General features: G+C 73.7%; 21 protein-coding genes. 12 read left to right on the forward strand and 9 right to left on the reverse strand.

The window, feature by feature from the left end; genetic code table 11:
• The first annotated feature begins 307 nt into the window (after window positions 1-307).
• Complete coding sequence (locus B124_RS05700; RefSeq protein WP_496501529.1) at window positions 308-1,336, forward strand: sigma-70 family RNA polymerase sigma factor; 1,029 nt, start codon at window positions 308-310, stop codon at window positions 1,334-1,336.
• 83 nt (window positions 1,337-1,419) lie between these two features.
• Here the strand turns inward: B124_RS05700 and B124_RS05705 are convergent, their stop codons facing one another.
• A complete protein-coding gene (locus B124_RS05705; RefSeq protein WP_496501530.1) occupies window positions 1,420-1,791 on the reverse strand; it encodes a DoxX family protein in 372 nt (123 codons plus the stop codon).
• A 92-nt stretch (window positions 1,792-1,883) separates the two neighbouring features.
• Between B124_RS05705 and B124_RS05710 the strand changes: the two genes are divergently transcribed.
• From B124_RS05710 to B124_RS05720, 3 genes are all read left to right on the forward strand, one after another.
• Window positions 1,884-2,735, forward strand: a complete 852-nt coding sequence (locus B124_RS05710) for a sigma-70 family RNA polymerase sigma factor (protein ID WP_496501531.1) — start codon at window positions 1,884-1,886, stop codon at window positions 2,733-2,735.
• 165 nt (window positions 2,736-2,900) lie between these two features.
• Complete coding sequence (locus tag B124_RS05715) at window positions 2,901-3,311, forward strand: hypothetical protein (RefSeq protein WP_496501571.1); 411 nt, start codon at window positions 2,901-2,903, stop codon at window positions 3,309-3,311.
• Window positions 3,239-3,961 (forward strand): SDR family oxidoreductase, encoded by a 723-nt coding sequence (locus tag B124_RS05720; protein WP_496501568.1) that lies wholly within the window; start codon window positions 3,239-3,241, stop codon window positions 3,959-3,961. The genes B124_RS05715 and B124_RS05720 overlap by 73 nt, the downstream gene beginning before the upstream one ends.
• A gap of 271 nt (window positions 3,962-4,232) precedes the next feature.
• Here B124_RS05720 and B124_RS05725 read toward each other — a convergent pair whose 3' ends face one another.
• Window positions 4,233-5,459: a P1 family peptidase gene (locus B124_RS05725; RefSeq protein ID WP_496501532.1), complete on the reverse strand. Its 1,227-nt coding sequence runs from the start codon at window positions 5,457-5,459 to the stop codon at window positions 4,233-4,235.
• An 87-nt stretch (window positions 5,460-5,546) separates the two neighbouring features.
• On the opposite strand from B124_RS05725, the gene B124_RS05730 reads away from it, so the two are divergent.
• Window positions 5,547-5,705 carry a hypothetical protein gene (locus tag B124_RS05730; RefSeq protein ID WP_496501533.1) on the forward strand — a complete coding sequence of 53 codons (159 nt, stop codon included), beginning with the start codon at window positions 5,547-5,549 and terminating at the stop codon, window positions 5,703-5,705.
• A 92-nt stretch (window positions 5,706-5,797) separates the two neighbouring features.
• Here B124_RS05730 and mscL read toward each other — a convergent pair whose 3' ends face one another.
• The 6 genes from mscL to B124_RS05760 form a co-directional block, all read right to left on the reverse strand.
• Entirely contained in the window at window positions 5,798-6,310 is a 513-nt protein-coding gene (gene mscL / locus B124_RS05735) for a large conductance mechanosensitive channel protein MscL (protein WP_496501534.1), read from the reverse strand.
• A 114-nt stretch (window positions 6,311-6,424) separates the two neighbouring features.
• The gene (locus B124_RS05740) at window positions 6,425-7,159 is read right to left on the reverse strand and encodes a hypothetical protein (RefSeq protein ID WP_496501535.1); all 735 of its coding nucleotides are present in this window, start codon (window positions 7,157-7,159) and stop codon (window positions 6,425-6,427) included.
• Between the two features lie 357 nt (window positions 7,160-7,516).
• The gene (locus B124_RS05745; protein ID WP_496501536.1) at window positions 7,517-8,365 is read right to left on the reverse strand and encodes an S-methyl-5'-thioadenosine phosphorylase; all 849 of its coding nucleotides are present in this window, start codon (window positions 8,363-8,365) and stop codon (window positions 7,517-7,519) included.
• Window positions 8,366-8,398: 33 nt separating this feature from the next.
• Complete coding sequence (locus B124_RS05750; RefSeq protein WP_496501537.1) at window positions 8,399-8,776, reverse strand: FmdB family zinc ribbon protein; 378 nt, start codon at window positions 8,774-8,776, stop codon at window positions 8,399-8,401.
• A gap of 67 nt (window positions 8,777-8,843) precedes the next feature.
• On the reverse strand, window positions 8,844-10,112 hold the full coding sequence (locus tag B124_RS05755; RefSeq protein WP_496501538.1) for an MFS transporter: 1,269 nt from the start codon (window positions 10,110-10,112) through the stop codon (window positions 8,844-8,846).
• A 382-nt stretch (window positions 10,113-10,494) separates the two neighbouring features.
• Window positions 10,495-12,009: a potassium/proton antiporter gene (locus tag B124_RS05760; protein ID WP_496501569.1), complete on the reverse strand. Its 1,515-nt coding sequence runs from the start codon at window positions 12,007-12,009 to the stop codon at window positions 10,495-10,497.
• A 156-nt stretch (window positions 12,010-12,165) separates the two neighbouring features.
• Between B124_RS05760 and B124_RS05765 the strand changes: the two genes are divergently transcribed.
• Entirely contained in the window at window positions 12,166-14,898 is a 2,733-nt protein-coding gene (locus tag B124_RS05765) for a penicillin acylase family protein (RefSeq protein ID WP_496501539.1), read from the forward strand.
• A 29-nt stretch (window positions 14,899-14,927) separates the two neighbouring features.
• On the opposite strand, the gene B124_RS05770 is transcribed toward B124_RS05765, so the two are convergent.
• Window positions 14,928-15,683, reverse strand: a complete 756-nt coding sequence (locus B124_RS05770; protein WP_496501540.1) for a 5-formyltetrahydrofolate cyclo-ligase — start codon at window positions 15,681-15,683, stop codon at window positions 14,928-14,930.
• A 30-nt stretch (window positions 15,684-15,713) separates the two neighbouring features.
• On the opposite strand from B124_RS05770, the gene galU reads away from it, so the two are divergent.
• The 6 genes from galU to B124_RS05800 all read left to right on the forward strand — a co-directional run bounded on the left by galU (window position 15,714) and on the right by B124_RS05800 (window position 21,142).
• Window positions 15,714-16,622: a UTP--glucose-1-phosphate uridylyltransferase GalU gene (galU, locus tag B124_RS05775; RefSeq protein WP_496501541.1), complete on the forward strand. Its 909-nt coding sequence runs from the start codon at window positions 15,714-15,716 to the stop codon at window positions 16,620-16,622.
• 101 nt (window positions 16,623-16,723) lie between these two features.
• Complete coding sequence (gene glp, locus B124_RS05780) at window positions 16,724-18,034, forward strand: molybdotransferase-like divisome protein Glp (RefSeq protein ID WP_496501570.1); 1,311 nt, start codon at window positions 16,724-16,726, stop codon at window positions 18,032-18,034.
• 122 nt (window positions 18,035-18,156) lie between these two features.
• Window positions 18,157-18,657 carry a cyclic pyranopterin monophosphate synthase MoaC gene (moaC, locus tag B124_RS05785; protein WP_496501542.1) on the forward strand — a complete coding sequence of 167 codons (501 nt, stop codon included), beginning with the start codon at window positions 18,157-18,159 and terminating at the stop codon, window positions 18,655-18,657.
• Window positions 18,654-19,187: a MogA/MoaB family molybdenum cofactor biosynthesis protein gene (locus B124_RS05790; protein WP_496501543.1), complete on the forward strand. Its 534-nt coding sequence runs from the start codon at window positions 18,654-18,656 to the stop codon at window positions 19,185-19,187. The genes moaC and B124_RS05790 overlap by 4 nt, the downstream gene beginning before the upstream one ends.
• A gap of 35 nt (window positions 19,188-19,222) precedes the next feature.
• Complete coding sequence (locus B124_RS05795; protein WP_496501544.1) at window positions 19,223-19,801, forward strand: GNAT family N-acetyltransferase; 579 nt, start codon at window positions 19,223-19,225, stop codon at window positions 19,799-19,801.
• Between the two features lie 123 nt (window positions 19,802-19,924).
• Entirely contained in the window at window positions 19,925-21,142 is a 1,218-nt protein-coding gene (locus tag B124_RS05800) for a SepX/GlpR family protein (protein WP_496501545.1), read from the forward strand.
• Window positions 21,143-21,149: the final 7 nt, after the last annotated feature.

Genomic DNA, 21,149 nt, shown 5'->3' on the forward strand with positions numbered 1-21,149 from the left:
TCACAGGGGAAGGGCGGCCCAGGACGGCGCCGCCCAGGGGGGAAGGCCACGATGGCGAAGGTGACGGGCATCTCACGATCCCGCGGCGGCCGACACCGGCCCAAGGCGCTCACAGCCGCCGCCCGCCGGTCCTGACCAGGCACTCTCCGACCCGTACGGCGCTCCGTACGGCGCCCGAGCCTGCCGTGAGGCGGGGCAGCATACTGCAAGATCCCGAAAATCGGGGCACCTGAGGGGAATTCTGTCCGGATTCTCGCCGTTGGACAGGGTGAAACGGACACCGGAACTCACTCGCAAGGGAGTACGCATGGCAACCCGTGCCGTCGCCCGCCGCCAGGCCGAAACCCCGGCCGGCGCGGCAAGCAGCGCCCGCGGCGCTCGTGCCGCCCGCGCCCAGAGCGGCGAGATCGCGGACCGCGACCTCGTCGGGATGTACCTCGACGAGATCGCGCGGACACCGTTGCTCGACGCCGCGAAGGAGGTCGAGCTCTCCCTGGACATCGAGGCCGGCGTCTACGCCGAGAAGCTGCTCGCCGGCGAGGCGAAGCCCGAGGCGGTCGACGCGCCGAGCGCGTCGGCGACCCGCGAGGAACTCGAAGCGATCGTGGCCCAGGGCGACCGCGCCAAGGACCTGTTCATCCGCTCGAACCTCCGCCTGGTCGTCGCCGTCGCCCGCCGCTACCCGCGCAGCGGGCTGCCGCTCCTCGACCTGATCCAGGAGGGGAACGCCGGCCTGGTCCGCGCAGTCGAGAAGTTCGACTACAAGAAGGGCTTCAAGTTCTCCACGTATGCCACGTGGTGGATCCGCCAGGCCATCACCCGCTCCATCGCCGACCAGTCCCGGACGATCCGGCTGCCGGTCCACCTCGTCGAGGAACTGGGCCGGATCCGGCGCGTGCAGCGGGAGTTCAACCGCGAGCACGGCCGCGAGCCGGAGCCCGCCGAGGTCGCCGCCGAGCTGGGCTCGACGCCCGAGCGCGTGACGGACGTCCTCGACTGGGCCCGCGACCCGGTCAGCCTCAACATGTCGGTCGACGACGAGGGCGAGACCCAGTTCGGCGACCTGCTGGAGGACACCGGCGCGGACTCGCCGGAGGACTCCGTGCTGGTGATGATGCGCCGCGAGGAGCTGGAAGACCTCATCGGCCGGCTGGAGCCGCGCACGGCGTCGATCATCAAGGCGCGCTACGGCATCGACGACGGCCGCGAGCGCACGCTGACCGAGGTCGGCAAGCAGCACGGCCTGACCCGCGAGCGGATCAGGCAGATCGAGAAGCACGCGCTGGTCGAGCTGAAGAAGCTCGCCCGCGACACGGGCTTCGAATCAGCGGCGTAACGCCGCCCCACAGCAGCCCTCGGTGTCTCCCCCCGGCGCCGGGGGCTCCCCCACGCCCGCGGGCCCATGCCCGCGGGGCGGGGTCACGCGCCGGCCGCTTCATCGGCCATCCAGGCGGCGGACGCCAGCGCAAGGAGCAGATAGAGCCCCGGGAACGCGATGTTGCAGAAGACCCGCGCCCTGACGTGGGCGGCGAGCGCACCGACGAAGAACAGGGTCAGACCGGCGCCGGCGGCGAGGCCGAGCCAGGGCACCCCCATCAGCCCGACGCCGAGCCCGGCCGCGCCGGCCAGCTTCAGCGCCGCGAGGTAGGGCAGCGCACCGGGCGGCACACGGGTCTCGGCGGAGTTCTTCAGCACGAACTCCGCCTTGGCGTAGTCGGCGAAGGCGATGAACGTGTTCGCCGCGATGCACGCGATCACGGCGGTCCGGAACAGGGCGGTGTGTACGCTCATGGGCGGAAGACTTTCTCGGCTGGTGAGCATGCGGACGTGAGAGTGGTGATCTCGTCCCCCCGACGTCTCCTGCCGAGGAAAGGTGACACCCGGTGGTACCGGTTGCGGAGTTCGAAGCGGCCCGGCCGCAGTTGACGGCGTTGGCGTTCCGGCTGCTCGGCTCCCTGCACGACGCCGAAGACGCCGTGCAGACCACCTGGCTCAAGGCATCGGCCGCGGCCCCCGGCGACCTTCGCAACCCGGCAGCGTGGCTGACGACCGTACTCACCCGGGTCTGCCTCGACCACCTGCGCACGCGGCAGCGCCGCCGCGAGGAACCCCTGCTCGCCGACGTGCTCCCCGACGGGCGGCTCGCGGCGGACGAGCACTACGTACGGCGAGAGCAGGTCTCCCGCGCCCTGCTGGTGGTCCTCGACCGCCTGACGCCTCCGCAGCGCGTGGCCTACGTCCTCCACGACCTCTTCGCCGTGCCGTTCCGCGAGGTGGCGGAGATCCTCGGCACCAGCCCGGCCAACGCGAAGAAGCACGCCAGCCGGGCCCGCGGACGCATCGGGGGACGCGAGCCCGCACCCGCGGCCACGCCCGCCGACTCCGCCGTAGTCGACGCCTTCCTCGCCGCCGCTGCCGGCGGCGATCTCGACCGCCTGCTCTCCCTGATGAGCGACACCTGCGTACGCACCGCGGACCCCGCACTCCTGCCGCCCGGCGCACCGGCCGTCGTCACCGGCGCCGCCGCGGTGGCCCGTGAGACGGCACACCTCACCACCAGGATCCGCGCCACGACCCGCCTGCTCCTCGCCGGCAGACCAGCCCACGTCATCGCCCCGGGCGGCCACGCACTGGCGACCATCGACGTCACCGTCCGGAACGGCCTGGTCACCCGGATCGACATCTATCGGCTCCCGGCACGGACGACGCTCGCACTGCCGTCGGCGACACCCTGACCCCTCGGAGCGCTCCAGTCGCCATCCAGCCCGCCCCGGTGAACGTCACCGTGACAAATGCGCGGTACTCCACCCTCAAAACCGGATCAAATCGCCCACCTGGCCCGAGTTTTGCCCAACGAGACGCACCCCACCACCCCGAGAGCGGCCGCGGCATATGCCCAGATGCTCTGCACCGCCGCGTACAACGCGGCGCACGCCGACGACCGCGGCCAGGCCCTCGCGATGATCACCGAGGCGAGGAGAGCCGCCCGCGCCCTGCCGGCAATGCCGCCGCCCGGCAGGGTGTTTCCCGTTTCCCCCGCCCAGGTCGAGCTGTACGCCGTCGGCGTCCACTGGGCCCTCGGCGACCCCGGCGCAGCACTCGACGCCGGACGGAAACTGTGGCCCGGGATGTTCCCCAGCGGCTTCCTCGGCGGAGAACTCGCACGGCAGGCGGCAGCCTCCAGGCACACCGTCACCGGCACCTTTACGACCACCCCCGGGCCCCTCCCGGATATCGACTGGTCCCGCTCGACGTTCGCAATCCCGACGACATTGCCGTGGTGCTCGACAAGGCGCGGCCACGACTGGTGATCAACGCAGCCGCGCGGCGAGGCGACTGGGCGACGACCGCCGAAGGCCCCGGCCGGCTCGCGGTTGCTGCCGTCGACCGAGGAGTCCGGCTGGTTCATGTGTCGAGCGACGCGGTGTTCTCCGGCGCGCAGACCATCTACGACGAGGCCGCGACACCTGATCCGATCACTTCGTACGGCGCCGCGAAAGCCGCGGCCGAGACCGCGGTCCGCCTGGTGAGCCCCGCCGCCCTCATCGTCCGAACCTCACTGATCATCGGGGACGGCGGCTCCAAGCACGAGAAGCTCGTCCATGATTTCTCCGCCGGACGAGCCGCCGGGCCCTTGTTCACCGACGACATCCGCTGCCCGGTGCACGTCTCGGACCTCGCCGCCGCGATACTGGAACTCGCGTCCTCCGCGCACTCCGGCGTCCGTCACGCAGCCGGGCCAGACGCGGTCAGCCGACGCGAACTCGGCCTGCTGATCGCGCGCCGCGACGGCCTCGACGCCGCGGCCCTGCCCGCCGGCCGGCGGGCGGACACCGGCACTTCCGGAGCACAGGACATCCGCTTGGACAGCAGCGCTGCCCTGAGTGTGCTCCGTACCCGGCTGCGCGGCGCGCGTGAGTTCCTGTCCACGCCGGCTGGGACCGCGAACATGCCCCGCTGAACCTCCCCTTGGGTGACCTTCCGCCCGGGGCGCGTTGTTCCGGGTATGACGATCAGCGACGAGGCTTGGCTGCAGGAGTGGCTCGGCGCAGACGCACCGGAAGCATGTGAGCCGCTGCTGACAGCTTCGGAGGCGCGTGCCGTGGTGGTGCTCCTGCAGCAACTCGCCGACGCGGAGGGCGTGGCGGGGTGGGCAGCGCGAGACATCACCAGCCGGATCGCGCGCGGCTACCCGCCGACTGACGCCGGAGGTGCGACGTCGAGAACTGCCGTCAGCGAGGGCCGTAGAGGTCGCTGTACGACGGGAAGACGCCGCCCGGTCCTTCGATGCTCTCGGCGGCGCGGAGCGCCTTGGCCATGGCGCGGGTCAGGGTGTCCGCCCCGGCCGCGAACACCTCGTTGAGGGCGCCGGCTTCCTGGTGCACCGCGAACGCCGGGTCGGCGGCGACATCGCCCGGGGGCAGCAGCGGCCGGGCGCCGGTGGCCAGGGCGAACACGGTGTCGCCGTCGGAGAGCAGGTGCGCGGGGCGTACGGCGCGGGCCAGGCCGTCGTGCGCGGCACCGGCCAGCTTCTGCGCCTGCGCCTTGCCGAGCGCGGCGTCCGTGGCGACGACGGCCAGGGTGGTGTTCAGCGGCGGCCGGGCCGAGACGGCGAACCGCCGCGCGGTCTCCTCCCGGGCCGCGGCCAGCCGCCGCACCGCGGCAGCATGCACCTCCGCCGCCGGCCGGCCTCCCACGGGCACCGGGGCGACCGCGCGGCTCTCCGCAGGACCCCCCGCACGACCCCTCGGAGAACCCTCGGGGGGGACCCCCCGCCCCCCATCCCCACCCCTTGCCCCGCCGGGCTTCGCGGGATCGTCCACGGTGCCGCCGGCATCGCCGTACAGCTCGGCGTAGAGCGCCCCCGTGGCCGGGTCGACGCCGGAGCCGGCGGCGTTGACGACGGCCAGCGCGGCGACCGTGGTGCCGGACGGCAGCACGACGCTCGCCGAGCCGACCCCGCCCTTCATCGCCCCGCACACCGCGCCCGTGCCCGCGCCCACGTTGCCCTCGGCGACGGGGGCGCCGGGCGCCGAGGCCGCCGCCGCGGCGGCGGCCTTTCGGCCCATCGCGGCGTCGGGGCGGGCCCGGAAGTCGCCGCCGCGGCCCAGGTCGAACAGGGCCGCCGCCGGCACCACCGGGACCACCTGCGCCGGGTCGGGCCCCACCCGGAAGCCGCGGCCCTGTTCTTCCAGCCAGGTCAGCACGCCGGAGGCGGCGGCCAGCCCGTACGCGCTGCCGCCCGTGAGCACCACCGCTTCCACCCGCTGCACGATGTTGCGCGGGTCCAGGGCGTCGGTCTCCCGCGTGCCGGGTCCGCCACCGCGTACGTCGACGGACGCGACGGCGCCGCCCTCGGGAGCGAGCACCACCGTGGTCCCGGTCAGCCACCCGTCCCCGGCCCGCGACGCGTGCCCGACGCGCACCCCCGCCACATCCGTGATCCCGTCCACGCTCATGCCCGCACCCTAGCCGCGCCGGGCGGCACCGAAACCGCGCCCGTACGGCCCGCCCACCGGCGGGGGCTGCCGCGTACCCTGGGGTGCATGAGTACCGCGCCCGAGAACCCGCTCGTCTTCGACGATCCGCTGACGCAGCCGAGCCGGGACGACACCGACGAGGGCTGGGGGGAGCGGCCCGCCGCCGAGGGGAGCGCCGCCGATCTGGCCCGCTTCCTCGACGAGAAGCCGCCGCACCACATCTGATCCCGCGCGGGCCCGTCACGGTCCTGCCCGGTCCCCGCCCGGGGGCCCTGCCCCGGTCCGGTCCCGCAACTCCTGGACGGCCGCCCGCAGCCCTACCTCTGCGTCGGCAGTGTGCCGCCGTCGCGGCTCGGCGGCACCCCGTTGCGCCGGGCCACCAGCTCGTCGCGGATCTGCGTCAGCAGCTCGATCTCCGTGGGCTCCACCGGAGTCTCCTCGGCCGGCGCCTTCGCCGCCTGCCGCTCCCTGAGCTTGTTCATCGGCAGGATCATCGCGAAGTAGACGACGGCCGCCGTCATCACGAACGTCAGCGTGGCGCTCAGCACCGGGCCCCACAGGATCGCGACGCCCTCGGTGACCTCTCCCTCCGGGCTCGTCGTGCAGACATCGCTGAAGCACGAGTGGTACTTGTCGAGGTTCTTCGAGCCGAAGATCCCGACGACGGGGTTGATGACGCCCTTCACCACCGCGTTCACGATGCTCGTGAATGCGGCGCCGACGACGACGGCGACCGCGAGTTCCATCACGTTCCCGCGCATCAGGAACTGCTTGAACCCGGCGATGACGCCCTGTTTGTCCGAGGTGCTCCCGGCGCCCTGCGTGCTCAATGCCCTTCCTCGCTTCACTCTCGACGGGTCGGCCGACCCAGCAAGGTATGGCAGAGATACGGCAGGATTGTCCAATCCTCACCCTCATATCGGTGGCGATCCGTGCATCTGTCGTCATCGCAGCGTCACCGCCAGCCGTTCGCCGGCGTTCGTGCCGGCCAGTGCCGCAGCCGCCGTCCGTGGCACGGACAGCACCACCAGCGTCCCGTCCTCCCACGCCGTCAACCCCGGTGCTCCCGAGGGCCATTGCCCCTCCGGGGCCTCCGGCGCGGCAGCCCCGCCCGGCACCGGTGCGGACTCCGGCGCCCCGGTCGCTCCCCCCGCCTCCGCCGTCCCCGTCGCGTCCGCTCCCTGCTCCGTGGCTGGAATTCCCACCGCCCCCGGGATCTCCGCCACCCGGGCGGCCCGTGCGACCACCCGCGCCGGGCCGCCGTCCTCGCCGTCGGCAGCCAGCACGTCGACCACATCGCCCGGCGTCAGCAGCCCGACCGCCCCGGCGTCCGCGATCCGCACCGGCGCCAGCACCTCCGCGCCGGCGGTGCCGCCCCTGTCCCGCCCCTCGGCGGCCGGGGCGGCGGCGTCACCGGGGGCTCCGCTCTCCGGTCCGTCCGGGGCGGCGGCGGGCGGCGGACCTTCCGCGTCGCTGCGCGGCGCCGCGGCCAGTGCCGCCGCCACCATGGCGAGCAGGGCGGCCAGCAGCCGTCGCCGGCTCGACACGGCCCGCCGCAGCCGGGCCCCGTGCGCCGGGCGCAGCGGCGCGAACTGCGGCACCCCGCGCGGCGGCGGCGCCCCCCGCGGCAACGGCCCCGGCCCCGCCGCCCACCCGCCGCCCCCGCGTGCAGCCGCCAATCTGTCCTCGCCTGAAGACACCGCGCCGGCCTCGCGTGCAGCCACCGCGCCGGCCCACCCGCCGCCACCGGCGCCCGCTTCGCCCTGCCGCAGGCCGGCGTCAGCGCCGGGAGAACCGGGAGGAGGAGTCAGAGAAGAGCCGGGAAGAGAGCGGGCCAGGGCAGACATGAGGGCCACCACCTGTTCGTGACAAGTCGATCGCGTTCCGTAACGCCCTCGACTCTGCCTGATCCCCGCCCTCCCCGCTCCAGGCTGTGGATAACTCCCCGGTTGTGGATAACCCGGCCGCCCGAGGCTCCCAAGCCGCCCCAGGCCGCCCAAGCCGCCCAAGCCTCCTCGGGGCAGCCCAACCGGCCGCTACGGCAGCTCGAACCCCGGGTCCATCCCCGCCAACGCCCCCGCGCACAAGCAGTCCCGGTCCGCCGTCGCCGGCAGCCGCTCCACCGCGTCGAAGAGCACGTCCCGCAGCCGCCCCACGTTCGCCGCGAAGACCTCCAGCACCTCTTCGTGCGAGACACCCTCGCCCGTCTCGGCGCCCGCGTCGAGGTCCGTCACCAGCGTCAGCGACGTGTAGCAGAGCTCCAGTTCACGGGCCAGCACCGCCTCCGGGTGCCCGGTCATCCCGACCACGGCCCACCCCTGCGCCCGGTGCCACAACGACTCCGCCCGCGTGGAGAACCGCGGGCCCTCGACGACGACGAGCGTCCCGCCGTCGACCGCCTCCCAGCCGCGCTCCTGCGCCGCCTTGAGCGCGGCGCCGCGCCCCGCCGGGCAGTACGGGTCGGCCAGGCTCACGTGCACGACGTTCGGCGTGGAGCCGTCGGGCAGTTGCTCGCCGTCGTAGTACGTCTGCGCGCGCGACTTCGTACGGTCCACCATCTGGTCCGGTATGAGCAGCGTGCCCGGCCCGTGCTCCGGCTGCAGGCCGCCCACGGCGCACGGCCCCAGGACCTGCCGTACGCCCAGGGAGCGCAACGCCCACAGGTTGGCACGGTAGTTGATCCGGTGCGGCGGCAGATGGTGTTTACGGCCGTGCCGGGGCAGAAAGGCGACGCGCCGTCCCGCGATCTCGCCGAGGAACAGCGAGTCGCTCGGCGGTCCGTACGGTGTCTCGACGGCGATCTCCGTGACGTCCTCAAGGAACGAGTAGAACCCGGACCCCCCGATGACGCCGATCTCTGCCTGTCCTGCCGCTGCTTCAGCCATGCCGCAACGATAACCGCAGCCGGATCGGCGCCCTCAGGCCGCGGACGTGCCGCTGGACGACTTGGACGACGACGAGGAAGAAGAGGACGAAGACGCCGAGGAAGTCGACGAACCCGAAGAACTCGAAGAAGAAGACGACGAGGAGGATGAAGACGAAGTCGACGACTCCGAACTCTTCTTCTCGCTCGACCCCGACCCGGACTTGCCGGAACCCGACCCGCTCGAACCGGACCCGCTGCGGCTGTCTGTCCGGTAGAACCCGGAGCCCTTGAAGACGACGCCGACCGCGGAGAACACCTTGCGCAGCCGCCCCTGGCAGGCGGGGCACACCGTCAGCGGCTCGTCGGTGAACTTCTGCACCGCTTCGAGGCCCTCGCCGCACTCGGTGCACTGGTACTGGTAGGTCGGCACGTGCTTCCTCCTGGCACTCTCAACTGTTGAGTGCTAACGACGCTTCATCATGCAGCATTCCCGCCCGTCAGTCCACCGGCGCGGGTGCCGGCCGACCGCCGCCACGGACCGTGATTGTCACGTGGCTGTACGCAGGCCGCAGCCGCCGGCGGAGCAGCAGCAGTGTGGCGCACGCGAGCGCGGTCGCCGCCAGCGGTACGAGGAACCCGGCGTGCCCACCCGGCCCGTCGGCCAGCCGGCCGGCCGCCGTCGTCGCGGCTGCCTGCCCCAGCGCGACGGCGCCGGACAGCCACGTGAACGCCTCCGTACGCGCCTGAGGGGGCACCAGCGCGTCCGCCAGTGTGAAGCCCGTGATCAGCGCCGGTGCGATGCACACTCCGACCGCGAGGCCGAGGCCGCCGAGCGCCGCCGCGGACTCCAGCTCCGCCACGGCCCACAGCCCGGAGGCCGTGGCGACCAGCAGCGGGTACGCGACGAGCAGGCGCCGCTGCGCCGGGCCGCGCCAGTGGATCATGCCGATGGCCACGCCGGTGAGCATGTTGCCGGCGGCGAAGACCCCGTACAGGACCCCGCTCAGCCCGGGGCGGCCGATCGACTCGCTGAACGCCGTCAGCGACACCTGCATGCCGCCGAAGACCGCCCCCACCCCGAAGAACGCCGCTACCAGCACCGGCAGCGCCGGCGCCCGCAGCGCGGACGCCCGCCGCCCCCGCGGCAGGCCCGTGCGGTCCGTGCGGTCCGTACCCCCCACCGGCGGCGCCGTCCGGCGCCGCGCGGCGAACAGCAGCCCGCCCGCCAGCGTCAGCGCCCCCTCGGCCACCAGCCCCGCCGCCGGGTGCACCCCCGTGCACAGCGCCGCGGCGAGCACCGGCCCGACGACGAACGTGAACTCGTCCGTCACCGACTCGAACGCCGTCGCCGTGTGCTGCAACGGGGTACGCGGATCAGGCCCGGCGGCGAACAGATGCGACCAACGGGCCCGCACCATCGGCCCGATCTGCGGTATGGACGCACCCGTCGGCACCGCCGCCGCCACCAGCGCCCACCCCGGCGCACCCGCCAGCGCGAGCACGCTCAGCAGGGCCGCCGCGGCGGCGTGCAGCAGCACGCTGGGCAGCAGCACCGCGGGCTGCCCGTAGCGGTCCGCGAGCGTGCCGCTGAGGGGCGCGCAGAGCGCCATGGACAGGCCCGCCGCGGCGGCCACCGTGCCGGCCAGAGCGTACGAGCCGGAGGTGTGCTCCACGAGCAGCACGATGCTCATGGTGAGCATCGCGAACGGCTGCCGTGCGGCGAAGCCGGGGAGGACGAAGCTCCGGGCACCGGGCGTGCGCAACAACTGACGGTAGCCGGGCCGCGCACCGGCGCGCGCTGCGTGGTGCCGATCCGGGGTGGCGCCGGACGGCGCACCAGGGAGCGATTCCGAAGGCGGTCCCGAAGGTGATCCCGAGGGAGAAGGCTGGGGCGGGCGCGACACGGCCCGGTCCTTCCTGCTGCCTGGTAGTGCACCGACCGCGCCGGTCACGCATGCCCGCGAGGGGGCGAGGAGCGAGCCCGTCGGTACGCACCGAGGGCCGTCCGCTGTACGCACCCGTCAGGCGCGCCGGCCCTGCATCAGACAGAGACATCTGTTCGTACGAATTCCACCCTGACCCTACCGAACGCACCCGGCGCCCGAAGACCGCGACGGCGCAGCACCCCCGCACCCCCAGCACCCCCGCCTACCCCGGCCCCCGCCCCGCCCCCCGCTCGTCCGCCGCCAGCCACCGCGCCAGCTTGCCGCCCCGCCCCACGTCCCGCAGCCGCTGCTCCGTCGCGTCCCGCACCTCGTCCGTCGTCACCACCAGCAGCCCGTCCCCCCGCCGCAGGGCGTCCGTCGGCGCCGGCACGAAGCTCGCCCCCTCCCGCACCACCAGCGTCACCGCCGCCCCCGGCGGCAGCCGCAGCTCGCCGATCTCCACCCCGTGCATCCGCGACTGCTCCGGCACCGACAGCGACAGCAGGTGCCCCCGCACCCGCTCCAGCGGCGCCGACTCGATGCCCAGGTCGTACGCCCCCTCGCCGTCCCCGAGCCGCAGCCACCGCGCCACCAGCGGCAGCGTCGGCCCCTGCACCACCGTGTAGACGATGACGAGCATGAAGACGATGCTGAACACCCGGCCGGAGCCGGGGACGTCGTTCACCATCGGGATCGTCGCCAGCACGATCGGCACCGCGCCGCGCAGCCCCGCCCACGACATCAGGGTCTGCTCCCGCCACGGGATGCGGAACGGCAGCAGGCTCACGATCACCGACGCCGGCCGCGCCACCATGGTCAGCACCAGCCCGACGACCACCGCCGGCACGATGTCGTCGCCCAGCTCGTGCGGCGTCACCAGCAGCCCGAGCAGGACGAACATCCCGATCTGCGCCAGCCAGCCCACCCCGTCGGCGAAGCCGCGGGTGGCCGACCAGTGCGGCAGCTTCGCGTTCCCCAGGACCATCGCCGCCAGATAGACCGCCAGGAAGCCGCTGCCGTGCGCCAGAGCGCCCACGGCGTACGCCACGATGGCGATGGCCATCACCGCGATCGGGTACAGGCCGGAGGCCGGCAGCGCCACGTGCCGCAGCGCGAGGGAGCCCAGCCAGCCGATCGCCAGCCCCAGCGCCGCCCCGATGGCCAGCTCCAGCAGGATCACGCCGAGGAGCACGTACCAGCTCTCCACGTGCCCCGTGGTGGAGAAGGCGACGACCAGGATGACCACGGGCGCGTCGTTGAACCCGGACTCGGCCTCCAGCACGCCCGTGACCCGCTTGGGCAGCGGGACCCTGCGCAGGACGGAGAAGACCGCCGCGGCGTCCGTGGAGGAGACGACGGCGCCCAGGATGAGCGCCTGTTTCCACTCCAGACCGACGAGGTAGTACGCGCCGGCCGCCGTGACCAGGACGCTGGTCGCGACGCCGGCGGTGGACAGCACGACGGCGGCGGGCAGCGCGGGCCTGATCTCACGCCACGTCGTGCTGAGGCCGCCCTCCGCGAGGATCAGCGCGAGCGCCGCGTAGCCGAAGACCTGGGTGAGCTCGGCGTCGTCGTAGACGTAGCCGAAGAGTCCGTCCTCGCCGACGAGGACGCCGATGCCCATGTACAGCAGGAGGCTGGGCAGGCCGCTGCGGGACGCGAGCCGGACCGCCGCGACGGCGACCAGCAGAACCAGGGCGGCGACGAGCGCGAGCTTGTTGAGTTCCTCGACTGACAGCTTTCTCCCTCTCGTCTTTTATGCCTTGACGGAGAATTTACCCGGAGTGTCCGTCCGGCTGCCGCTCCGGAGACAGTCCAGGGGCCGTACGGAGGCCCTTGACCGGGCGCCTAAGGTTGCTCCAGCAAGTGCTCCGCTGGCTCCAGAAGGACAGGCATGCCCGTCAACGAGAACGGCCGCACGGCAGGCAAGAGGCGCCGCCTCATCTTCGTCGCGATCGGTCTCGCCACCGTGCTCGTGCTGGGCGTCGGCGCCGCCGCGTTCTGGGCCGTCAGCACGGTGCGCGACTCCTTCCCGCAGACCACCGGATCGCTCAAACTGCCCGGCCTGACCTCCCCGGTCACCGTCAAGCGCGACGCCCGCGGGGTGCCGACGCTCTACGGGGACAGCGCCGAGGACCTCTTCCGCGCGCAGGGCTTCGTGCACGCGCAGGACCGCTTCTGGGAGATGGACGTCCGCCGGCACATGACGTCGGGCCGGCTGGCGGAGATGTTCGGCGCGGAGCAGGTCGAGACCGACGAGTTCCTGCGCACGCTGGGCTGGCGGCAGGTGGCGCAGAAGGAGTACGACGAGGAGCTGTCGGCCGAGACCAAGAAATACCTGCGTGCCTACGCCGACGGGGTCAACGCCTATCTGGCGGACCACAGCGGCTCCAGCCTGTCCGCGGAGTACGCCGCCCTGGGGTTCGTCAACGACTACGAGCCCGAGAAGTGGACCCCTGTCGACTCCGTCGCCTGGCTGAAGGCGATGGCGTGGGACCTGCGGGCCAACGTCGAGGACGAGACAGACCGCGCGCTGCTCTCCCAGCGCTTCGACGAGGGCGAGATCGCCGACCTCTACCCCCCGTACCCGTACAAGCGCAACAAGCCCATCGTCGAAGGCGGCTCCGCCACCGCCGGCGGCTACGAGCCGCGCAGCGCCACAGGGGCGCAGACGGCGCCCGGAGGGCTGGGGGACCTGGGCGCGCAGAACACCTACAGCGCCGCCTCCGAGGGCCTCAGGAGCCAGATGGGCTCGCTGGCGAAGACCATGGACGACATCCCCGACCTCCTCGGCCCCAGCGGCAGCGGCATCGGCTCCAACTCCTGGGTGGTCTCCGGCGACCTGACCACCACCGAGAAGCCGCTGCTCGCCAACGACCCGCACCTGGCCGCGCAGTTGCCCTCCGTCTGGTACCAGATGGGCCTGCAGTGCACCAGGGTCAGCGACGAGTGCCCGTACGAGGTCAGCGGCTTCTCCTTCTCCGGCATGCCCGGCGTCGTCATAGGCCACAACGCCGACATCTCCTGGGGGCTGACCAACCTGGGCGCCGACGTCGCCGACCTGTACCTGGAGAAGGTCGAGGACGACGGCTATCTGTACGACGGCGAGACCCGCGAGTTCGGCACCCGCGAGGAGCTGATCAAGGTCGCGGACGGCGAGGACAAGCGCATCACGGTACGCACCACGCGCAACGGCCCCGTGATCTCCGACCGCAGCGACGAGCTGAAGGAGGTCGGCAAGGAAGCCCCCGTGGGCAACTCCGCACCCGACCGCGGCGACGGCTACGCCGTCTCGCTGCGCTGGACCGCCCTGGAGCCGTCCAGCACCATGGACGCCGTCTTCGGCATCAACAGGGCCGCGGACTTCGACGAGTTCCGCGCCGCCGCCCGCGACTTCGCCGTGCCCTCGCAGAACCTCGTCTACGCCGACACCGACGGCAACATCGGCTACCAGGCGCCCGGCAAGATCCCGCGGCGCGGCAGCGGCGACGGCAGCCTGCCCGCACCCGGCTGGAACCCGGCGTACTCCTGGAACGGCTACATCCCCTTCGAGGCGCTGCCCTGGGAGCTCAACCCCGACCGCGGCTACATCGTCACCGCCAACCAGGCCGTCATCGACGAGCGGGACTACCCGTACCGGCTGACCACCGACCCCGGCTACGGCACCCGCAGCCAGCGCATCACCCGCCTGATCGAGGAGAAGATCAAGGACGGCGGGAAGATCTCCCCCGACGACATGCGCACCATGCAGCTCGACAACCACAGCGAGATCGCCGAACTCCTCACCCCGCTGCTGCTGGAGATCGAGATCGACGACCCGATGGTGCGCGAGGCCCAGGACCTGCTGAAGGACTGGGACTACAGCCAGGACACCGACTCCTCCGCCGCCGCGTACTTCAACGCCGTCTTCCGCAACATCCTCAAGCTCTCCTTCGGCGACAAGATGCCCAAGGAACTGCGCCCGGACGGCGAGTGCCTGCGCGTGCCGCCCGCCAATCCGGCGGCGAACCCCGACGGCCCCGCCACCGTGCGCGAGTGCGGCGAGCGCGACGCGGACGCCGCCCAGCCGGACGGCGGCGACCGGTGGTTCGAGGTCGTACGGAGCATCCTCAAGGACGAGGACAACCGCTGGTGGAAGACCACCGACAGCCGCGGCGAGCCCCTCGACGAGAACCGCGACGAGCTGTTCGCGCACGCCATGGACGACGCCCGCTGGGAGCTGACCGCCGAGCTCGGCAAGGACATCGACACCTGGACCTGGGGCCGGCTGCACCAGTTGATGCTGCGCAACCAGACGCTGGGCACCGAGGGGCCGGGCATCGTGCAGTGGCTGCTCAACCGCGGCCCGTGGAACCTCAGCGGCGGTGAGGCCGCCGTCAACGCCACCGGCTGGAACGCGGCGGGCGGATACGACGTGCTGTGGGTGCCGTCGATGCGGATGGTGGTGGACCTGGCGGACCTCGACGCCTCGGGCTGGGTCAACCTCTCCGGCGCCTCGGGGCACGCCTTCCACCCGAACTACACGGACCAGACCACGGCGTGGGCGAAGGGCGAGCTGTACGAGTGGCCGTTCTCGGACAAGGCGGTGCAGGAGGCCGCGAAGGACACGATGACGCTGTCGCCGTGAGGCGTACGGGCCCGGCGGCCGGAAGAAGGCTACGGCCGCGGGAAGCGGTGCACCGCGGAGGGCGTGACGGCGGCGGTCACGGGGCGGTCGTGGGGCTCGGCGGGTACGTGGTCGAGCACTTCGCCGTCGTACAGGAGCACGACGAGGGCGGGCCCGGCGGCGGACGGCGCGCCGGCGGCGGACGCGCCGCTGTCCGCTCCCGTACGCCGGGGGTCCGCGCCCGTACGCCCCGGAACCCCGCCGCCGCCCGCACCACCGCCACTGCCCGCACCACCGCCGCCGTCCGCACCACCGCCGCCGGCCTCGCCCGACTCGCCCCCGCCCGCCGCCAGCCGCGCCAGCACCCGGTCGTACGACCCGCCGCCCCGCCCCAGCCGCAGCCCCCGGCCGTCGACGGCCAGCCCCGGCAGCAGCACCGCCTCCGCCGCCCGCACCGCCTCCGGCCCCAGCCGCGGCCCGGCCGGCTCCAGCAGCCCGCGCCCGGCGGCCCGCAGCGCCCCGGGCCCGCCGTACTCCGCCCAGTCCAGGTCGCCGTCCGCCAGCAGCACCGGCAGCAGCACCGCCGTCCCGCGCTCCCGCAGCGCCTCCAGCAACTCGCGCGTGCCCGGCTCGCGCCCCACCGACACGTACGCCGCCACCGTCCGCGCCCCCGCCAGCTCCGGCAGCTCCAGCGCCCGCCGGGCCAGCCGCCGCCCCGCCGCCTCCGCCTCACCCCGCGGCACGGCGGCCCGCGCCGCGAGTAGGGTGCGGCGCAACGCCGCCTTTCTGGCCTGGTCGCTGCTCACTTGTCCGTACCTACCCTTATGGTGCTGAACATGGATTCTTCGCGTACTCGGATCACCAAGGCTGTCATCCCGGCCGCCGGCCTCGGCACCCGCTTCCTGCCGGCGACCAAGGCGACGCCGAAAGAGATGCTGCCCGTGGTCGACAAGCCCGCGATCCAGTACGTCGTCGAGGAGGCCGTCTCGGCCGAACTCACCGACGTCCTCATGATCACCGGGCGGAACAAGCGACCGCTCGAAGACCACTTCGACCGCAACCACGAGCTGGAGGAGGCCCTTCGCAGGAAGGGCGACGACGGGCGCCTGGCCAAGGTCGCGGAGTCCAACGACCTGGCCAACATCCACTACGTCCGCCAGGGCGACCCCCGCGGCCTCGGCCACGCGGTGCTGTGCGCCGCCGAGCACGTCGGCGACCAGCCGTTCGCCGTCCTCCTCGGCGACGACCTCATCGACCCGCGCGACCCCCTGCTGGCCCGCATGGTGCGCGCCCAGGCCGACCACGGCGGCAGCGTCATCGCGCTGATGGAGGTCGACCCCGAGCAGATCCACCTCTACGGCTGCGCGGCCGTGGAGACCACCGCGGACAGCGACGTCGTGCGGGTCACCGGCCTCGTCGAGAAGCCCGCCGCCGCCGACGCGCCCAGCAACTACGCGGTCATCGGCCGCTATGTGCTCGATCCCGCGGTCTTCGACGTGCTGCGTACGACCGAGCCCGGCCGGGGGAACGAGATCCAGCTCACCGACGCGCTGCAGCGGCTGGCGACGGACCAGGAGCTCGCCAGCCCGGTGCACGGCGTGGTGTTCAAGGGCCGGCGGTACGACACGGGCGACCGCGGCGACTACCTCCGGGCGATCGTCCGCCTCGCGTGCGAGCGCGAGGACCTCGGCGCCGACCTGCGCGCATGGCTGCGGAAGTACGTCGCCGAGGAGATGGCGGATTGAGGAAGGCCGTGAAGGGCGCGACGGAGGCGGGAGAGCAGGAGCCGGAGACCGCCGGGGAGACCACCCCGCGGGAGGACCGGCCGGGGCGCCGGCCCTCCGGAATGTGGTCCGTCGAGGAGCACATCGACGACATACTGCGGCAGATCCGCCCGTTGGAGCCGCTGGAGATGCAGTTGCTCGACGCCCAGGGCTGCGTCCTCGTCGAGGACGTCACCGCCGCCGTCGCCCTTCCGCCGTTCGACAACAGCTCCATGGACGGGTACGCGGTGCGCACCGTGGACGTCGAGGCCGCGAGCGACGAGTTCCCCGCCGTGCTGCGCGTCATCGGCGACGTCCCGGCCGGCGGCGGCGCCGAGTTGCCGCACGTCGGCGCCGGCGAGGCCGCCCGCATCATGACCGGCGCCCCGCTGCCGCCAGGCACGCAGGCCGTCGTCCCCGTGGAGTGGACCGACGGCGGCACGGGCCGCGGCAGGGTCGACGCCATGCGCCCGCACAGCGAGTCGCCCGCGGGCGCCGGCGGCGAAGTGCGGATCTACGCGCCCGCCGGCGCCGGCCGGCACGTCCGCACCCGCGGCAGCGACGTCCTCGCCGGCGACCTGGTGCTGCGCGCCGGCACGGTGCTCGGCCCGGCGCAGATCGGGCTGCTCGCCGCCATCGGCCGCGGCACGGTGCGGGTCCGCCCGCGCCCGCGGGTCGTCGTGCTGTCCACCGGCAGCGAGCTGGTGCCCCCGGGCGAGCCGCTCGCCCCGGGACGTATCCACGACTCCAACAGCTACGCGCTGACCGCCGCCGTCCGCGACGCGGGCGCCATCGCCTACCGCGTGGGCGCCGTTGCCGACGACGCCGAGACCCTGCGCGCCACCGTCGAGGACCAGCTCATCCGCGCGGACGCGCTGGTCACCAGCGGCGGCGTCAGCGTCGGGGCGTACGACGTGGTGAAGGAGGCGCTGGCCGAGCTGGACGGCGAGGCGGGCGGCGGCGTGGAGTTCCGGCGGCTGGCCATGCAGCCGGGCAAGCCGCAGGGCTTCGGCCGCATCGGCGCGGACCGCACCCCGCTGTTCGCGCTGCCGGGCAACCCGGTCAGCGCGTACATCTCCTTCGAGATGTTCGTCCGGCCGGTGATCCGCAGGCTGATGGGCGTGGAGCCGGTGCACCGCCCGGTGGTGCGGGCGCGCCTCGCCGGCGACGGGCCGCTGAGTTCCCCGCCCGGCCGCCGGCAGTTCCTCCGCGGCTGGTACGAGCAGGGGGGCACGGACGGCGGCGCGGCGCCCGACGCCGTGGTCACCCCCGTGGGCGGCGCCGGGTCGCATCTCATCGCGGCGCTGGCGCGCGCGAACGCGCTCGTCGTGGTGCCGGAGGAGACCACGGAGGTGACGCCGGGGTCGGCCGTCGACGTCGTCCTGCTCGACTGAGCCGCTCCAGGGCGGCGCCAGGGCCACTCCAGGGCCGCACCAGGGCAGACGCGCGGAGCCGAACGGCAGGCCGTGGAGGTACGGTGGCTCCGCGCGCATTCACCCCGGGAGCTCCTGACGCCATGAGCCAGCAGAGCCAGCACAGCCGCCTGACCCACCTGGACGACACGGGCGCCGCCCGCATGGTCGACGTCTCCGCCAAGGACGTCACGGCGCGCACCGCCCGCGCCTCGGGCCGGGTCCTCGTCTCGCCGCACGTCGTCGAGCTGCTCCGCGGCACCGCGCCCGGCGAGACGCTGCCCAAGGGCGACGCCCTGGCCACCGCCCGCCTCGCCGGCATCATGGGCGCCAAACGCACCTCCGATCTGATCCCCCTCTGCCACCCGCTGGCCCTGTCCGGCGTCACCGTCGACCTCCGCGTCGCGGACGACGCGGTGGAGATCGCGGCGACCGTGCGCACCACGGACCGTACGGGCGTGGAGATGGAGGCGCTGACCGCGGTGTCGGTGGCGGCGCTCACGGTGGTCGACATGGTCAAGGCCGTCGACAAGGCGGCGGTCATCACGGACGTACGGGTCGAGACGAAGACCGGCGGCAAGTCCGGCGACTGGAGCCGGTCGTGAGGGCCCTGGCGGTCACGGTGTCCAACCGGGCAGCCGCGGGGGTGTACGCGGACACGGGCGGCCCGCTGCTCGTGGCGGGCCTGACCGAGATGGGCTTCGCCGCGGACGGCCCGCGGGTGGTGCCGGACGGCGAGAGCGTGGAGGCGGTGCTGCGCGAGGCGGTCGCCGCCGGCTACGACGTGGTCCTGACCACCGGCGGCACGGGCGTCTCGCCGACCGACCGCACCCCGGAGATGACCGCCCGGGTGCTGGACCGCCAACTGCCGGGCGTGCCCGAGGCGATCAGGGCGTACGGGTACGCGAAGGTGCCCACCGCCGCGCTCTCCCGCGGACTTGCCGGGGTCGCGGACCGTACGGTCATCGTGAACCTCCCCGGCTCGTCGGGCGGCGTACGCGACGGGCTCGCGGTGCTGGCGCAACTGCTGCCGCACGCGGTCGACCAGGTGCACGGCGGCGACCACGCGCGCGCCGCCGACGACGCCCCGCGGGCGGCGGACGACCGCCCCAGACACCCCGGCGGTGCCCACTGAGCGCGTCCTGGCCCGCGGTGCTGGCGGAGGGACCGGTGACCCTCCGCCCCATCCGCGCGCGCGACCAGCGCGCCTGGCGGGAGATCAACCAGCGCAACCGCGACTGGCTGCGCCCCTGGGAGGCCACCCTCCCGCCGCCGCCCCCGGGCACCCCGCACACCCGCCGCCCCACGTTCCGGCAGATGGTCCGGCACCTGCGCAGCGAGGCGAGCGCGGGCCGGATGCTGCCCTTCGTCATCGAGTACGAGGGCACGCTGTGCGGACAACTGACCGTGGCGGGTATCACGTGGGGCTCGATGCGTTCGGGGCACGTCGGTTACTGGATCGACCGGGATTTCGCGGGCCGCGGTGTGATGCCGACGTCGGTGGCGCTCGCCGTGGACCACTGTTTCCGGACGGTGGGGCTGCACCGCATCGAAGTCTGCATCCGCCCGGAGAACATGCCGAGCCGTCGTGTGGTGGAAAAGCTGGGCTTCCGTGAAGAAGGTGTGCGCCCGCGCTACCTGCACATCGACGGCGCCTGGCGCGATCATCTGGTGTTCGCGCTGACGGCCGAGGAAGTGCCGGAGGGGCTGGTCAACCGGTGGCGAGGGCTGCACCACTCCGAGAAATAAAACAAAGATTCGATATCGCGTCCGTAAAAAGTCAGAAGAAAAGGTCGAGATATCAGCCAGATGGTGCGACACACCGAGCCAATTGGCCCATGCGCTGTCGCCGCGGCCTCTACCGTGTAAGGCGTGAGCAGCAGCGGCCTCATCTACGCAATGATCGTCGGGGCCTGGGCCGCCTACTTGGTGCCGATGTGGCTCCGTAGGCAGGACGAGCTGAACGAAGCCCGTCCGACGGAACGCTTCAGCACCGCCATCCGGCTGCTGACCGGGCGGGGCGGGGCGGACCGTGCCCAGGACAAGGACGGCTCCGACTCCGACTCCGGCCCGGTCTCCGGTTCCGGCCAGGACGCCGGAGACGACGACGAGAGCCCGGACGCCGCACCCGCCGCCCCCGGCGTGGTGGACGTCCGGGCCGCTGCCGTGCCCGTCACCGACCCCCGCGCCGCCGCCCCGCGCCCGCGCCGTACCCGCAAGGAGACCCCGGCGGCGCCGGTGGCGCGCCCGGGAGCGGCGGCGAAGGCCAGGGCGGAGGAGGAACCGGCGGGGCGTACGGACGCACAGGCGGGCGCGCCCGCCCCCGAAGACGCCCCCGCCCCCGCCGCGGAGCCGCCCGCCCCCGCGCGCAACCAGCCACCCCAGACGACCCCGGAACGCCGGGCGCGGGCACGGGTGCTGGCGCGCCGCAGGCGCACGCTCACGCTGCTGTTCGTGGCGCTGACCGCGGGCGCCGTGGCGGCCTCGGTGGGCGGCCCCCGCTTCCTGTGGGCCGTCGTGGTCCCGGGCCTGCTGCTCACGGCGTACGTCGTCCGCGTACGCACCCAGGAGCGCCGCCGCCGCACGTTCACCGCGGACCAGGCCCGCGGCGAGGCGGCGGCCCGCCGCCTGCACGAGGACCGCGAAGCCGCGGCCCGCCGGCCGCACGACAGCACCGACGACCCCCGGGAGGGCGACGGCGAGGCCGGGGACGGCACCGACGCCGGCGACCCGTCCGCCACTGCCCCCTTCGACGCCCCGGCGGCGGCGTACGAGGCGGACCGCAGGGCGCTGGTGGAGCAGACCGACCACGCCGAGTGGGTCGACCAGCAGCGCGAGCGCGACCGCCCCGCGGACGCCGGCTGGGACCCCGTACCGGTCCCGCTGCCCACGTACGTCACCGCCCCGGTGGCCCCCCGCGCCACCCGGGGCCTGGACTTCGACGCCCCGGACACCTGGAGCTCGGCCCGCTCCAGCACGGCGGAACCCCGCAAACCGCACCCGGAAACCCCACCCGCCGACCCCGCAAACCCCACCCCCGCCCCCGGAGCAACCCCCCCCCCCCCCCGCCGCCGCGCGGCCAACGAGTAGCACGCCC

Source organism: Streptomyces sp. CNP082 (assembly GCF_059570535.1).

Excerpts from the sequence above, each read along its gene's own strand:
- B124_RS05700 (WP_496501529.1), top strand. The coding sequence starts at position 308 with ATGGCAACCCGTGCCGTCGCCCGCCGCCAGGCCGAAACCCCGGCCGGC.
- B124_RS05705 (WP_496501530.1), bottom strand. The coding sequence starts at position 1,791 with ATGAGCGTACACACCGCCCTGTTCCGGACCGCCGTGATCGCGTGCATC.
- B124_RS05715 (WP_496501571.1), top strand. The coding sequence starts at position 2,901 with ATGCTCTGCACCGCCGCGTACAACGCGGCGCACGCCGACGACCGCGGC.
- B124_RS05725 (WP_496501532.1), bottom strand. The coding sequence starts at position 5,459 with ATGAGCGTGGACGGGATCACGGATGTGGCGGGGGTGCGCGTCGGGCAC.
- B124_RS05730 (WP_496501533.1), top strand. The coding sequence starts at position 5,547 with ATGAGTACCGCGCCCGAGAACCCGCTCGTCTTCGACGATCCGCTGACG.
- B124_RS05745 (WP_496501536.1), bottom strand. The coding sequence starts at position 8,365 with ATGGCTGAAGCAGCGGCAGGACAGGCAGAGATCGGCGTCATCGGGGGG.
- B124_RS05765 (WP_496501539.1), top strand. The coding sequence starts at position 12,166 with ATGCCCGTCAACGAGAACGGCCGCACGGCAGGCAAGAGGCGCCGCCTC.
- galU (WP_496501541.1), top strand. The coding sequence starts at position 15,714 with ATGGATTCTTCGCGTACTCGGATCACCAAGGCTGTCATCCCGGCCGCC.
- glp (WP_496501570.1), top strand. The coding sequence starts at position 16,724 with ATGTGGTCCGTCGAGGAGCACATCGACGACATACTGCGGCAGATCCGC.
- moaC (WP_496501542.1), top strand. The coding sequence starts at position 18,157 with ATGAGCCAGCAGAGCCAGCACAGCCGCCTGACCCACCTGGACGACACG.